Here is a 15,173-nt window from a genome sequence, read left to right as displayed (position 1 = left end):
ATGACGAAATCGCAGAACACGTTCCTGGTGAACGCGCGACCCCTCGTGCGGGTGCGTGAGCTCCGGTTGGACGATCGCTCCGTGCGCGGAGTGCACCTGGTCGGCGTGAACGTCACGGTTGCGGAAAAGTCCCGCGCCGAAGCGGCCCTTGATGTCTTCCATTCGACCGTGCCGGTCAAGGTGCTGGACGACTTCGAGTTCAGCGTGGTGGATCCTGCAAGCGGCCGGGTACTGCCGCGCGATCACGACCACGAGTCGTATTCGCTTTCGGAGGAAGGCGAATACCTCGAGCAGGCTGAGACCAGGCCCCTGAAGGTCGGCAGGCTGCTGGTGCGCGCGGTGGGTGGGACCGGGGAGAACTTCGACGTCGGAAGCGTCACGGTAGCGGGCACCAATCGATCCGATCTGGAGCACAAGGCCGTCGACCTGCTGTGGGACGACCGCCTGCGTTCGACCGGCTATTCGCCCCGCTGCGAGGCCGTAGGCGCGGAATCCGACGACGACGAAGTGGACGAGGAGCAGCCCGCGGCTGCGCGGGAGCGGCAATGAAAGCTGCGGCCTCCGCCATGGACTCGGCCGACCTGCGCGCCTGGCTCGGGAAATCCCGCGCGCGCGACGAGGCGAGGGCCCCGGTAGTCGGAGTGCGGGTAGCTGTCGGCACCGGCGCCGGCCTGGGCTTTGTCACTGTGGCCAGCGCCAACGCGGCAGCCCAGGACCTCCCGGATGCAGCCCTGGAGCCGGCCTACCTGCGGATCGAACGGCCTTTCGTGGAAACCCCCGATGAGGCGCTTGTCGACCTCGGCTTGCTCATGGCCGCGATCGGCGTCGAGCAAGTACGCCAGGCCGTGGTCCTTGCGGCGGCGGACATCCAGGCAACCGGCTCCTTCGAGGCGTTCCGGGACGCGTACGAGTCGGTTGCCGAGATGGCGAGGCGCGCCAGCGAATCGGAGCTGGGCGAGCTGCAGGTGCCCTTGCAGGCCCTGATGGCCAATCCCCAGGTGACTGCGGAGCTCTCGCGCGCCGGGTTCGATGGCGCCATCTTCGGCGCCGCAGGAGCACAGCACTGGGTGGTGTTCAGCGAGCGCCAGGTTCGCCCGGCGATCTCCGCCGGCTGGCCGCACCGACCGACCTGGGCCACGCCCGACGCGCCGGCGCCGGCCACGGGCGCCGAGGCCTACGAGCAGGAGCGGCTCACCGCTGTGCGGGCGGCCGTGCGCAGCCTGACCGGCCTTACGCCGAAGGACGAGGCGCTAGGCAGGATGGTGGTGGGCACCTCCTCCACAATCCAGGCGCGGCTGCGTGGGCTCTCCACCGGGCGCTCAGCCGCCGTCCTTGCCAATGCAGCCGGGGTAAGCCCGATGCTCAAGGAGCTGATGCGCCTGCGGGTACAGGCACACCACCAGGCGATGGCCGAGATCGGTGACCATGAGCGCGGCGTGGTGCTGCGCAGACCGAATGCCTCGCGTTGGGTGCTCGTGCTGCCGGATGCCAGCAAGCCCGGGAACTGGCGCGTGCAGCACTTCAACCTCGATGGCCTGGACAGCCACGTGTCGGTGGCCTCGCGCGAGCAGGCTTACCAGACTGCCCTGCATGCCGGCTTCACCCTCCGCGACGACGGCGCTTTGGATCGCATCCAGGACACCACGCGCTTCCAGCGCGGGCTCCTGCAAGCCGACCTGCAGGGCCAGCGCAACCGCGGCGAGATCTCGCTGTTGGAGTTCCGCCAGCAGCTCGCCGACTTCGACCGGCTCGAGGTGGCGCTGGCCAGCATCGGCAGCCGCCTGGAGCAGGCCGCCTGCGATCTGCGCACGGGTTCGGTGTTCCTGCTGGCCGATCGCATCGCCGCCGGCCACGAGCACGCGGTGATCCTGCACGAGCTCACCCACAAGCATGGCCGCAATGTACTGGGCGTCGCCGGATGGAAGCGGCTGGTGGGCGGCTTGCGCGCCTGGAAAGACGCACCGCGCGCGAGCTCCGAGCACCTGGTCTTCTTGGCGGCCGACGCGCGTGCGCGCGCTGCCACCGGCGCTGATCAGGCGCTGTACGAGGAAGAACTCTTCGCCTACGGCGTCGAGGAAGCGATCCTGCGCGGCTTCCGGCCCAAGGCGATGGCCCAGGAGGGCAGCGTCGAGCAGTGGTTGTCGGACGTGGAGTCCACGATGCGCGGCGTATTGATGCAGCTCACGCGCGCGCCGCAAGAGCCGCTGCAGCCGCAGCAGCTCGTCGACTTGGCCTACGCGATGGCGCAGCTGGAGAATCCCGAGCGCGCCGACCTGATCACCCAGCGCATGGGCGAGGGCTTCTCCAGGCTCGTGAAGGAAGCCGAGATGGCTGCCGCCCAGGTGGGCGCTGCCAGCCGGCCGCGCACCGCACCCAAGCCGGTACGGATGTCCAACAAGGCCGTTGGCGAAGCATTCCGCTGCCTGGTGAACGAACTCAAGGACGACCTGCAGGGCGTCCTCATGAATTGGCAGGACGCGGAGCTCAGCGAGTCCGAGGAGGACATCGTGGTGTACCCCGGGCGCGATCGCGAGTTCAGTCGCGGGGGCGTCGGTGGACGTCACAAGGTGGGCAAGCGCGAGTTCCTCGAATGGCTGCAAAGCGACGGGCCCTTCGACACGGAGCGATTCGGCAAGGAAATCCTCACCGATCGGGAGTGGCGCGGGCAGATCCACCGTCTGCGCCGAAGCGCCTTTTCGGGCAGCGTTCGCAACGCCCTCGTTCCCCTGAAGGAGCTCGCGAAGCTGACCGATGAGGAGTTCCGCGCCCGCTACGTGGTGCACTTCGATTTGGGGCCCGACCCGGAGGGGCGCGTCGCCTCGATGATGGCCGGACCGGTGCACGGCGAGGCCGAACCGGACACCGACCGGCGCTCCCCGGAGGGCTCACGCGCCCGCGGCTGGGCGACCCTGTACGGCTACGACCGCGCCGGTGCGCGGGCCTACATCTTCCCCGCCGAGGACCGTGATCCGCAGGGGTGGATCGACGATGCCGTGCCGGTGGCGACCGTCGTGCTCTCCCGCGACGGCCAGACGGTGCTCGAGGCGCTGCAGGACCAAGCCGCGCGGGAAGCAAACGCTTCCGAGTCGCCCCCGGCGCGCCCGCCGGCGCCGGATAGGCGCAGTTCCCTGGCCCCGGTCTCGGCCGCCACGCACCGCCGCCTCGCGCAGTTCGGCGAGCCGGTGGCCCACCTGCTCGACGCCCAACGCCGGCTGGGAGACGGCGAGCGCCTGTTCGTCTTCCACGAACAGGACGAGGAGCCCTTCGAGGTGCGGGACGTGCAGGACCTGCGGGTCTACACGCCCGACCAGATGCTGGCCCTGCCGCCCGCGCCTGGCGACCGCCAGACCGAGTCGGCAGCGTTCAAGGCATGGTTTGGCGACTGGCAGGACCGCTATGCCCACAGCAGCCGGTACCCGGCGGAAAAGACGCCGGTGTCGCAAGCGGTGGACGGCAACGGCAGCCCCCGACCGATGTACCACGCCACCAATGGCGACTTCGGCGTCTTCGAGACCGCGCGCGCCACCGTCAACAGCACCACCTTCGGTCCGGTGGAGACCGAGCGGCATGCGATCTTCGTCGCCCCTGACGTGGGCTTCGCCGAAGAGCACCTCAGGGGCGTGGACGGTGCCAACGTGATGCCGGTCTACCTGGACGTCAAAGCGCCGGCGGACTTGCGCGATGGAGTGCCTGGGGAGGTGATCTCGGAGATCGTGGCACGAACGAGCCTGCGCCACTCCGACTTCTGGCACCTCAGGCCAACGGACACCTGGCAGCTCTTTGACGGCGACTTCGGCCGCCAAGTTGTCTCCGCGCTCAAGGATGCGGGCTACGACGGCGCGATCCTCACCGAGGTGAACAAGGCCGGAACAGCCGAATTCGAGGTCTGGGCAGCCTTCGAGCCGCAGCAGGTGAAGTCGGCCATCGGCAACGACGGCGAGTTCTCCGCGAGCCGGGACATCACCCATTCCCTCGCGCGCCAGGTGACCGAAAGCCCCGCCTTTCGCGGCTGGTTCGGCGACAGCGTGGCCACCGAGGACGGCAAGCCCGGCAGCAAGCCGCTGGTGGCCTTCCACGGCACGACCGCGGACTTCCAGGCGTTCCGCCCGCATGAGCGCCGCGGCGAACAGCTCGGCTTCGGCGTGCACTTCACAAGCGACCCCGCGTTCGCCAGCCGCTACGCCGGTGACGCGAAGATCGCCCGCCGCGGCAGCTCGCCGCAGGTCCTGCCCGTGTACCTGGCCATTTCGAAGCCGCTTGTTGCTGACGCGGTGGTGGAGGAGGGTACGCCCGAATTCGCGCTGGCCGAAAAGCTAGCCGGATCGAAGCTGATCACGGTGGTTGACGACCGGGGGCGGCGCACTGCCTACCTGCAAAACGCCATCGACGCCACCTCCGGCGCGCGCGCGGCGCGGCTGATCCAGGAGGCGGGATACGACGGCGTGCGCTACCAGTCCCGCATCCTCGAGCCCGGCGCCCACGGCAGCCGCTCCGTGGCCGACGCGCAGTCCTGGGTGGTGTTCCGGCCGGAGCAGATCAAGAGCGCAATCGGGAACAGCGGCGCATTCGACGCGCTGCGCTCTGAAATCCTCAGCAGCGTCCCCCGCCAGGACGGCATCGTGCTTCACCTGGCGCGCGACGCGGACGGCGAGGGGTACTACCTCCAGGCCCGCGACACTGCCGCCACGAATGCGCTGGGCGCACCACTGGCCATCGCGCACCTTCACGTGCCGGACGAAGCAGTATCCGGGCGGGGCTGGGCCATCGGCGACATCTACGTGCAGAAGGACTATCAGCGCCAGGGAATCGCAACGCGCATGGTGGAGGAGATGTGTCAGCACCTGGGCTCCCAGCCCACCGGTGCCGCGTCCGTGTTCACCGAGGCCGGCGCCGCCTTCTTCGCATCGCTGTCCGGCGGCCGGCAGGCGGCACAGCACGGACGCGCGCTGGAGGAAACCGGCTTCTGGGGTCGAGCCGGCGCTGGCAGCATCGTCATGGCTCGCGAGAGCGGGCGCATCCTCCTGGCGCTGCGGTCCGAGCAGGTGCTGGAGCCCGGCACCTGGGGCACCTGGGGTGGTGCGATCGACGAGACCGAGCACCCCGCGGCGGCCGCTTTGCGTGAGCTGCGCGAAGAGGCAGGCGTCGATCAGGAGGCGGTGCTGCTGCCGCTGCTGGTGTTCCAGCACGGCGAGTTCCGTTACCACAACCACCTGGCGCTGGTCGACCGCGAGTTCGAGCCGGTGCTGAACGAAGAGACGGCGGACTTCCGCTGGACCCGCCCTGACGAGATTCCGCTGCCGATGCACCCCGGCTTGCAGGCACTGCTGGCGGATTTGGCGAGCAGCGAGACGATCAGGCGGCTCTCGGAGCAGTTCGGGACGAGTGCGGCTGCGGCGCCACAGGTCCGTGCTCCGGACCGCTGGCTGGACCTCGATGCCGCTGCCGCCGAGGGCACTCGGTGGGACGCCGTCCGGGCGGAACTGCAACGCAAGCACGACGTGACCCTGGACATCCGCTTCATGCACACCCTGGGCGTGCTGCATTGCGAGTGGATCCAGGCCAGGAATCCAGGGCGGGGAAGCGGTACCGACGCGATGCGCGAGCTGGTGGCGCGCGCCGACGAGGCCGGCATGCCGATGACCCTGCGCGTGTCCGCCGGGAACACCGAGCAGATGCTGGAGTCGCTCTACGCCGAGTTCGGGTTCGTGCCGCAGGGGGACCTGCGCATGCGGCGCGAGCCCGGCGCGCCTGTCAGGCGGCCGCTCTGGAAGGGAGCGGCCTTCAAGCAATGGTTCGGCCGCAGCGTCATCCTGCGCAAGGGCACGATGGAGCCGATGGTGGCGCATCACGGCACGCGCTCCGACTTCGCGGTGTCCCGCCCCTCCGTCACCGGCGCCGAGGGGCCCGGCATCTACATGTCCGATGGGGCGTCCGAATACGGGGCGAAGTCCATGCGGCTGTTCGTGCGCATGGAAAACCCCTTCTGGTTCTACCCCTCCGACGAGTCGATCGACGCCGAGATCAACGGCGAGCTGATCGAGCAGGTCCTTGGCGCCGACGAGGCGGCGCGGATCATCCAGCGCATGGCGGTGCAGGGCCGGCAGGCCTACGGGACCGAGGTGCGGGATGCGCTGCGCGCGCGCGGCCACGACGGCATCGTGATGGTGTATCCCTTCGGGGAGCCCGCGCTCGAAGGCGCGAGCGGCGCGGCGGTACTGATCGCCTTCGATCCAGAGCAGGTCAAGAGCGCGGACGCGAACGACGGTCGCTTCAGCCGCGAGACGGCCGACATCCGTTTCAGCATCCCGGCTGCCAAACTTCCGGTGGTCTACCACGGCACAAGCGAGCGCTTCGACCAATTCGCTTCCAGCGACCGGGGCATCTGGTTCGCGGAGAACCCGCGCGAGGCTCGCGATTACGCCCAGTGGCATCACGACGAGGCGAAGGCCGGTCCGCCCCGCGTGATCGCGGCGCAGCTGACCATCTCCAACCCCTACGAGCCTACCGAGGCCGAGGTTCATGAGTGGCGCGCCGCCACCGAGGCCGACATCGGCTTCGAGCAGCTCGAGCGCGAGCTGGTGGCGCGCGCAACCGCGCTCGGGCACGACAGCATCCGGATGCCCCATGGGTACTGGGTTGCCTTCGAACCCAGCCAAGTCCTGGTGCAGCCTTCGCCTGAAGGTCGCTATCGTGCGCCGCGCACCCAGACGCCGCCGGCGCGGCTTGCCCCCGCCGTGCAGGCCGCCTCGGACAACCCCGCCTTTCGCGACTGGTTCGAAGACAGCGTGGTGGTCGACGCGCAAGGGTGGCCGCTGCCGGTGTTCCATGGCACCACGCGCAGCTTCGCGCGCTTCAGCACCGCCAAGCTGGGAGAGAAGACCGGCGCGCTGGATGCGAAGACGGGTTTCTTCTTCGCCGAGAACCCCGACGCCGCCAGCCAATTCACCTGGGAGGCGGGGGAGCCCTACGGCGGCAACCTCATGCCAGTGTTCCTGCGGCTGCGCAATCCCTACGTGATCCGGGACGTGGTTCTGGATGGATCGGTGGGAACCAAGGTCGGCATGCTGATGCGACGGGCCCAGGCCTTGGGCCATGACGGCGTGGTGTTCGAGCGCAGCGACATGCTGGGTCACCAGGGCCGCTGCTTCGCTGTGTTCGAACCCGGGCAAATCAAGTCCGTGACCGCCAACCGCGGCCGCTGGAGCCTGCGCAACAGCGACATCCGGCTGTCCATGCCGGCCGCAGCGGTTGCGAGCGCGCCGGCGCGCGCCCCCGGCGTGTTCTCCCGCTCGCTCACCGACCTGATTCAGGCCAACGGCCCCCACCGCGCAACGCCCGCGCACTGGAGCGGCTTCATCCGCGGCCTACAGGGCGTGGGCCGCCCCGAGGTGGAGTGGAGTGGGGTGCTGGCCTGGCTGGAGGGCCAAGGCGGCATGCTCTCGCGCAGCGAGGTGGCCGATTACCTGCGCACCCATGGCGTGAACGTCACCGAGGTGCACAAGGGCGGTCAGCATGCGCGCGACGCGCTGGACAGCCTCGTGGTGCGCGCGCACGCACTGGGGTTCCGGTTCGACCGCGAGCGCTTCCTGGAAGGCGGCGAGATCCAGGGCCGCGAAATCGGCTTCAGGCGCGCGGACCCATCGGACGGCGACGACCTCTACTACGAGTGGGACGGTCGGGAACTCGTGGCCACTACGGCCGATGCGGAACCGCAGATCTTCCGTGCGGGCGAGATCGTGCGCATCGCCGAATCGATCGGCCAGCTCGCGCGCGACGAGGCGAACCGCGCCGACGAGATGGGCACGCAATACAGCGAGTGGACGCTGCCGGGCGGGCAGGGCTATCGCGAGGTGCTGCTGACGCTGCGGAAGCAGCCGCGGAAGACCCACCGCGTTTTCGCCACGGGCGGGCCTGTGGAAGACCTGCCGGATGTCGCCGACTTCGACACGCACGAGGAAGCAGACGCCGAGTTGACCCGGCGTCGGGCCGCGCAACCCCGCTTGCACCACGTCAAGATGGAGTTCGAGAAGCTCGCCAGCGAAGGCGGCCCCTACCGCTCGCCGCACTGGGACGAGTCCAACGTGCTCGCCCACGTGCGCCTGACGGACCGCCTCGATCCGGAGGGCCGTCGCGTCCTCTTTGTCGAGGAGCTGCAAAGCGACTGGGCGGAGGACGGCCGCCGCAAGGGCTTTCTCCTCAGCGGGGCGCAACGCGCGCAACTGCGCCCGGGCTCGCCCGAGGCCATCGCAGCGCTGGCTACTGGCGCCGCGGGCGACATGCGCGTGCAGGTCGACGACGGCTTCGGACGGCCGCTGACCATGACCCTCACGCCCGCGGCCCGCGAAGCGAAGGCCCTGGTGCCGCCCGGCCCCTATGTGCACAGCACCGAGGCGTGGCTTGCGCTCGCGCTCAAGCGCGTCTTCACCATGGCCGCCAGCGAGGGCTACGACGCGGTCGCGTTCGTGACGGGCCAGCAGAGCGTGGACCGCTACGGCCTGGGCGAACAGCATGGCCTGCGGGAGTTCTACGACACGGTGGTCCCACGCGCCGTCAACAGGCTCCTGGCCAGGCTCTGCACCGACCGGATCGCCCAGGTTGCCGTGAACGTCGGTGGCGACGAGGGGACCCTCGCGCTGCAGCCCGGCTTCCTGGTGACGCCGGAGATGCGCGAGCAGCTCGCGCCGCGCGTGGAGCCGACCCCCATCGAGCGCTGGATCGCAGGGACCCGCGTCGCGGCGGCTGACGGCCGCCCCGAGCGGGTATACCGCGGCGAGCACGGCGCCACAAGAGACGGGCAACTGCAGACCCTGCTGGGCACCTTCACCTTCAGCAGCGCGCAGGTTGCCAGCACGTACGCGATGCAGCCTAACGACGCCGGCGGGCGGGCGGAGGCGCCGCGGGTAGTTCCCGCGTATCTGGCGATCCGCAATCCGGTGTTCGAAAACCGCGACGACCCGTTCGTGGAGATGGCGGAGATCGAGCGGAAGTTCGGCACCGAGTTCACGCGGGACCTCGTTGTGCGCGCCGGGCTGCGCGGAGTCACCAACACGGGCAACTGGGAGGAGAACTTCGCTCCGAAGTACGCCCACGACATCGCACGTTTCCTTCGCGAGGAGCCACAGGCGCTGTCGAAGGTCTACATGGACGCGTACGTCTTGCTGGACGACCCGGAGTTCATCGACGCCGCGCGCGAGGCGGGTTACGACGGAGCGATCCACCTGGGCAACGGCGAGAGCGCCCTGGAGCTGGAGTACCGGGTGTTCGACCGTGAGCAGGTGCGCTATGCGCTAGCCGAGGGCGTACTGCACTCGGTCCCTGCCGCGCCCGGTGCGCCACGCCCAGGCTGGTGGCGCGCGCCGCGGGACGACTCCTTCCGGGACTGGTTCGCTGGCAGCCGGGTGCGCAGCCCGGTGTTCCACGCCACCTCGGCGGACTTCAACACCTTCGACACGACGCGAGGTGACCTCGGGACTCACTTCGGCACGCTGCAGCAGGCCTTGCGGGTGGTCGAACGCGGCGAGCGTGACGGCCGCGCCGGACGCAGGATCATCCCCGCCTGGCTGAAGCTTGCCAACCCACTGCGGCTGGTCGACGAAGGCAGCTTCCATGCCGACGGCATCGCAGAGCAGCTGGAGCGCAAGGGCTTGCTGGCCGTCGGGGAAGGCACGCGCATCCGCCGCGAGTGCGATGCCGACTGGCGCGCGCGCAAGATCTACGATCCGCAGCTGCGCCAGGTGATCCAGGACGCCGGCTTCGACGGCGTGGTCTACGCCAACCGGCATGAGGGTGCCGGCGACTCCTACATCGCTTTCGAGCCGCAGCAGATCCGCACGGCCCTGGACGCCCATGGCCAGGCCTCGCAAAGCCTGCGGCACTCGATGCCCACACGCTCGGCGCCTCGCCGTGCAGTGCGGCCGCCCGAGGTTCTGGCCGCAAACGAGTATCCCGCGTCCGGACGGGAGCACCGGGTGCGGGACGTCGCCCAGGGGCTCCGCGCCGGGGAGGCGGCCGCCATCGAGCAGGCCGCGCAGGAAATGGCAGCCATCGTGCCGCCAGGCGTCACGTTGATCCCGGTGCCGGGATCGACGGGCGACACGCACCGCACCGCGGCGCTGGCCCTTCGGATCTCGGAGCTGTGCGGCGCGGCATTCTCCGACATCCTGATCGGTGTTCCTCGCCCGTCGCAGTACGCGTGCAAGAAGGCAGGCGTGCCGCTGTCGGCCGAGCAAATGCCCATGCGGCTGCGCGATGGCCAGACGGTTCCCACGGGTGCTGTGCTCGTGGACAGTGTGGCGGGCACCGGCGAGACGCTGCGCGCCGCGCGACTGGCCCTGCGCTTCAACGCGCCGGCGCTGGTGTACGCCGCGGTGCCCACGCTGCAGGGCGCCTGCCGCGTGCATTACGGCCCCCTGCCGGCGCGCCGGCCGGCTCCGGCTTCCACGGGTGGTCCGACCGATCCGTACGACTTCGCGGCGGACCCCGCGTTCCACCACCTGTTCTTCGGCACGCCGTCGGCGCAGGACATTGCGGAGTTCGCGCGCTGGCTGCGCGAACGGCCAGACTGTTTCGTGCGCCTGTACCACGGGACCGCTGCCAAGCATCCGGTGCAGGAGCAGGGGCTGCTTCCAACGTCCATGCGCCGTCGCAACAGCTACCAGTCGGCCAACGGCTACGTGTGCGCGAGTGTCTACCCCTCCCACGCGCACCAGTTCGGCGTGATGTCCGCCCTCAACAGCGGCGGCGACGTTTCCGGCTACCGAGTGGCGGTGTACCCGGTGACGGTGACGCTACGGCGCCTGTGCGCCGACCTGGACCAGCTTCGAAACAGGCGAATGGGAGGCGTGGACTGCGGCAACTCCCTGGCTGAGAGCCTCATCTTCGGGCATGGCGCGCGCATGCGCGGTCGCGTGGAGCCTTATGCACTCGGCGCGCCCCGGCTGTACCGCACCTGCTCGCACAACGAGGAGGGCGACGCTGCCTCGCTGAACGCCCGGCCGCGCGAGCGCTTGGCCGCCTGACTCTTACCTGGAGCCTTCCATGCAACCAACCACCTACCTGCCTCGGCAGATCCCGCCCGGGGCCCCGACTGTTTGACGCTGTGCAGCTGCTCCGTATCTTGGTTCGTATGAAGGCGAACCTCCAATCGATCGCAAGCTCCCAGGAGGCGCTGCTGTCGTCGCTCACCCAGCGGTGTCTGCGCTGGAACGGCCGGCGCCACAGCTACCGGCCTGCGGGCGAGCCGCTGAAGACGGACAGCTACGGCGTGGAGCCGATTGACGAGGAGCAGGCGAAGGCGTTCGTGACGCGCCACCACTACTCGGGCAGCTATCCGGCGGCGCGCTTTCGTGCGGGCCTGTTCGAGCACCGTGCCTTCCAGGGAGGGCGCCTGGTTGGCGTGGCGGTCTTCTCCGTCCCCATGACGCAGGCGGTGATCCCGAAGTACCTGGGCGTGGGCGCCGATGCCGGGGTCGAGCTGGGTCGCTTCGTCCTGCTCGATGATGTGCCTGCCAACGCCGAGACCTGGTTCCTGGCGCGCGCCTTCAAGGCTATGCGCAGGCACCTCAGCGTCGACGGCGTCGTGTCATTCTGCGACCCGGTCGCCCGCTTCGACACGGAAGGCCGCGAAGTAAAGCGCACCCACACCGGCGTCATCTACCGCGCCCACAACGCGACGCCGGCGGGCCGCACGCTGGCGCGCACGCTGCTGCTCATGCCCAACGGGCTATGCGCTTCCGACCGCACCCTCTCGAAGATCCGCAACGAGGAAGTCGGCATGGACTACGCCATGCGGCAGCTCCTGTCCGCCGGCGCGCCGACCCGCTGGGTGGGCGAGACCGGCTGCGATTGGGTGCGCAGGCTGCGCCGGGACGGCTTCTTCCGCTCCGTGCGCCACCCCGGCAACCTCGCCTTCACTTGGAAATGGAAGTGAGCACACCGCCGCCCGCCCGGCAATCGGCCGACCTGGCGCACGCCGAGAAGCTGCACTCCCTCTACTGCGACTGGCTCCAGCGGGAGAGCAAGGACGTGTTGCGCATGGTGCAGTTGGGGCACCCGGGTGCGGCTGGGTACCGTCGGCTGCGCGACTTCTTCGAGTCGCTGAAGTACGCGTGCAACGGCGGCGCGCGCCTTTTCACCTGCGCGGGTCCCACGGAGAAGAGCGAATACTGGACGCCGGACTTGCAACTGAGCTGGTACCCCAGCGGGAGGTCCCTCCGGGAATTTGGCCATGTCTACCCGGCCCACGCATCGTGGACGAAGTACGTCGAGGCCGCCGCGCACGCGCACTGGCCCTCTGGCTGTGAGCCGCGCCTGTGGGTGGGCTCGTGGCTGGTGCACACGCAAGACCTCGAGCTGATCGCGGCGCTCACGCGCGTGAACCCCGACGCGGTACGGGTCCACTCGTCCCAAGGCTGCCAGCAACTCACGTTCAACGGGCTGCATCAGGGAGTGAGCCCTGAGCAGATCGAGGCCTGCGCGCAGGTGCTGCGCGAATTCCACCGCGAGGCCTTGCTTCCCAAGCGCACCTTCGAGGACGACGCGCTGGACCGCGCCGCGGTGCCGCTGGCCCACAAGACCTTTCACTACGCCAACGTGACGCAAGTGACCGTTACCGACCGGCACGTGCTCATGCCGCTGCTTGTGCTCGGCGGGGGTGACCCGGCGGCGCACGCCAGCCTGGCCAACCGCCTGGCGCAGCTGATCGACCAAGGCTTTCCCTTCGAGCAAGCGCGGGACTGGCTGGAAAAGTTTGCTCCGCCCGATGTGCTTCGCCGACTCACCTTCCAAGCCGACACGCCGCGCGATCGCGGCCAAGGAGAACGTCCATGATGACCCGGCTCACGTCCGACCAGCGCATCCACCTGCTGGCCCTGGGCTTGCGCGAGCTCTACCCGTACGTCCTGAAGTACGACGGGCCGGGCGAGCGCTGGCCACGCCTGTGCATCGCGCAGACGCTGCAGGCCGCGGGCCTGGCCCTGCAGCACAACGACCCCGAGCCGCCGGCGCCGGGGGCGCCGGCGCTGGCAGGCTGGCTCCGCCAGGAGATGGGGGAGACCTCGTTTCGAGCGCACGGCGAGGAGGCCCCCGGCTGGGAGCCGGTCTTCAAGGGCACGCCCGACCAGCTGGAACTCCTGCGCGAGTTCGCTCGCCTGGCACACACCTGTCAGGCGCTGAAGACAGCCCTCGTGCAGTCCGACGACTACCTGCGCTCCATCCGCTCGGAGGAACTGGATGGCAGCGAGCCGGCGCTCGGGGAGATGCTGCACGAGAACCTGGTGCTGTTGCACAAGCGCGGACTCGGTGCAGACCCGGGCGAACCACAGGATGACACGCGACGGAGCAGCGAAGGAGTACGGGCATGAGCGCCAGGGGAATGATGCAGTCGGTCTTGGCCACGCAGCTGGCAGAGGCGATCGCGAAGGACGCTGCCAAGGGGCAAATCGGCCTGGTGGCCAAGGAGTTCGGGCCGGCAGTGCGCAACTGGCTCAAGGAAGTGGCAGATGCGGCGGTCACGGCCACGCAAGAGGCCGCGGGGGGCCGGGACAACGCGCGCACCCTCGCCGAGGGCATCGCCGCGGCCGCCCAGAAGGCGGGGGTCTACAACGGCCAGGCCGCGCTTTCCGGGCCTCACCTGCTCATGCTCCTGGACAACATGGCGGCAGCGACGCTGCCGCGCGGCAAGGCCCACGCGGACCTGCAGTCGCTGCTGGAGCACCACTACCAGCGTGCCCTGGCCACCACGAGCCCGCTCGCCCCGGAGCACGTGATGCGCTGGTGGTTCTCGCTGGGGTACCGGGCAGCGACGCAGGAAAGCCCCGATGTCTACCACGACGGCGACGAGCTATCGGCCGCCCATGAGGCCCTGGAGCAGGCGCGCTGCCTGGCGCAGGCCGTGCAGCAGGCCTGCGAAGCCGATGCGCCGGGCGCCGCCGCGCGCAAAGCGTTGCAGCTGCAGGCCGCCCGTGTGCAGCAGGCCGTTCAGACGGCCGCGCAAGCCAAGGCGGCCGCCCTGGCGAAGCTGGGCCCCTGGCGCGCCGCCACCGAAGACGACGTGAGCCGCCTGCAGGGCAAGACGGTGCTCACCCCGGCGGGCGAGCGCCGCGTGGCGTGGGTGAACACCGAGGGCGTGGTGCTCATGACCGACGACTCCACCTTCCTTCTCTCGCAGGTGCAGGTGCGGGGCAGCCATGTCATCGACCTGCACGAGCGCTGCTGGAAGCAGGTCCTGGAGGCGGCCGGCCGCTCGACCTGGATGCCGCCCGAATACGTGATGAACGACTGGCTGCTCGACGTGTGCCGCTGGCTGGAGCACGGCCCGCGCGAGGACATCGAGAGCCTGGTCGAGGAGGTGGCCAAGGAGTGGGACGGCTGCCTGTACGACGCGCCCGGCGGTGACATCGACGTCGGGGAAGCGATCCGCCGTGTAGTGCAAAAGAGGCTGCAGCCGCAGGAGGCCTCCGCGATGCCGAGTCTGGAGCTGCGCGAGCTGGAGGCGGCCGACGTGCGCGAAGGCGCCAAGGTGCGCACCCCCCGCGGCAGCGAAGTGGAGATCTGGAACATCAGCGCCGACCAGGGAGTGCGCTGCTCCGATGGCCAGTGGTACTGCGCGTCTCAGCTGCGGGTCGCCACGGGCCTGCCCGCGCCGCAGAAGCCCACCCGCGCGACGGAGCGCCAGTCGTGAGCCGCGGACCCGCCGAACTGGCGCTCGAACATGCCGAGCACCTGTCCCAGGCGGCCGAGGGCCTCCTGGGCGCCCTGCGCGAGGTCCTGCGTGCGCGGGACCGGTGCGAGCAGGACGACAGCGAAGACGCTGCGCGCGCGCTGGACCTGGCCGTCGAGGTCGCAGGCGAGCACGAGGTGGCACTGCGGGAGCGCATCCACGAGTTCCGGGAGCGGCGGGACCGCTGCGGTCCCCCGGGCGAGGACACCGGCGCGGCGGCGGAGCCGGGCTTCCGGCCTTGCTCGCCGTCGGACTTCCAGACCCTCAAGGGCAAGACGGTACGGACCGCCCGCGGAGAGATCACGACCGTCCGCGTGGTCGACTTTGCCTACAGGGTGCACTGCGAGAACGGCCAGACCTATCCGCTGGGCCGGCTGGCGGTCGCCGTGGACCAGGATCCGCCGGCTCCCGCACCGGCACCGGCGCGCGCGCGCTTTCGCGCCTGAGGGGGAGA

General features: G+C 69.8%; 7 protein-coding genes. All 7 read left to right on the top strand.

All coding sequences use genetic code 11. From position 1 onward, the window contains the following. Positions 1 to 549, top strand: coding sequence for a hypothetical protein (locus tag WG923_RS14585; protein WP_340351711.1), 549 nt, complete (start codon positions 1 to 3; stop codon positions 547 to 549). Further along, positions 546 to 11,018, top strand: coding sequence for a GNAT family N-acetyltransferase (locus WG923_RS14580; protein WP_340351710.1), 10,473 nt, complete (start codon positions 546 to 548; stop codon positions 11,016 to 11,018). Before WG923_RS14585 ends, WG923_RS14580 begins: the two co-directional genes overlap by 4 nt. A 107-nt stretch (positions 11,019 to 11,125) precedes the next feature. Next, positions 11,126 to 11,929, top strand: coding sequence for a Mom family adenine methylcarbamoylation protein (locus tag WG923_RS14575; RefSeq protein WP_340351709.1), 804 nt, complete (start codon positions 11,126 to 11,128; stop codon positions 11,927 to 11,929). Next, on the top strand, positions 11,926 to 12,828 hold the full coding sequence (locus WG923_RS14570; RefSeq protein WP_340351708.1) for a hypothetical protein: 903 nt from the start codon (positions 11,926 to 11,928) through the stop codon (positions 12,826 to 12,828). Before WG923_RS14575 ends, WG923_RS14570 begins: the two co-directional genes overlap by 4 nt. Then, positions 12,825 to 13,361 carry a hypothetical protein gene (locus tag WG923_RS14565; protein WP_340351707.1) on the top strand — a complete coding sequence of 179 codons (537 nt, stop codon included), beginning with the start codon at positions 12,825 to 12,827 and terminating at the stop codon, positions 13,359 to 13,361. The genes WG923_RS14570 and WG923_RS14565 overlap by 4 nt, the downstream gene beginning before the upstream one ends. Beyond that, entirely contained in the window at positions 13,358 to 14,680 is a 1,323-nt protein-coding gene (locus WG923_RS14560) for a hypothetical protein (RefSeq protein WP_340351706.1), read from the top strand. The genes WG923_RS14565 and WG923_RS14560 overlap by 4 nt, the downstream gene beginning before the upstream one ends. After that, positions 14,677 to 15,165: a hypothetical protein gene (locus tag WG923_RS14555; protein ID WP_340351705.1), complete on the top strand. Its 489-nt coding sequence runs from the start codon at positions 14,677 to 14,679 to the stop codon at positions 15,163 to 15,165. The genes WG923_RS14560 and WG923_RS14555 overlap by 4 nt, the downstream gene beginning before the upstream one ends. Positions 15,166 to 15,173 lie beyond the last annotated feature (8 nt).

The organism is Ramlibacter sp. AN1133, assembly GCF_037890035.1.
Taxonomy (GTDB): domain Bacteria; phylum Pseudomonadota; class Gammaproteobacteria; order Burkholderiales; family Burkholderiaceae_C; genus Ramlibacter.
Note: the sequence above shows the minus strand (reverse complement) of the source record. Positions and strands in the feature narration are given on the sequence as shown.

Excerpts from the sequence above, each read along its gene's own strand:
- WG923_RS14585 (WP_340351711.1), top strand. The coding sequence starts at position 1 with ATGACGAAATCGCAGAACACGTTCCTGGTGAACGCGCGACCCCTCGTG.
- WG923_RS14565 (WP_340351707.1), top strand. The coding sequence starts at position 12,825 with ATGATGACCCGGCTCACGTCCGACCAGCGCATCCACCTGCTGGCCCTG.
- WG923_RS14580 (WP_340351710.1), top strand. The coding sequence starts at position 546 with ATGAAAGCTGCGGCCTCCGCCATGGACTCGGCCGACCTGCGCGCCTGG.
- WG923_RS14575 (WP_340351709.1), top strand. The coding sequence starts at position 11,126 with ATGAAGGCGAACCTCCAATCGATCGCAAGCTCCCAGGAGGCGCTGCTG.
- WG923_RS14560 (WP_340351706.1), top strand. The coding sequence starts at position 13,358 with ATGAGCGCCAGGGGAATGATGCAGTCGGTCTTGGCCACGCAGCTGGCA.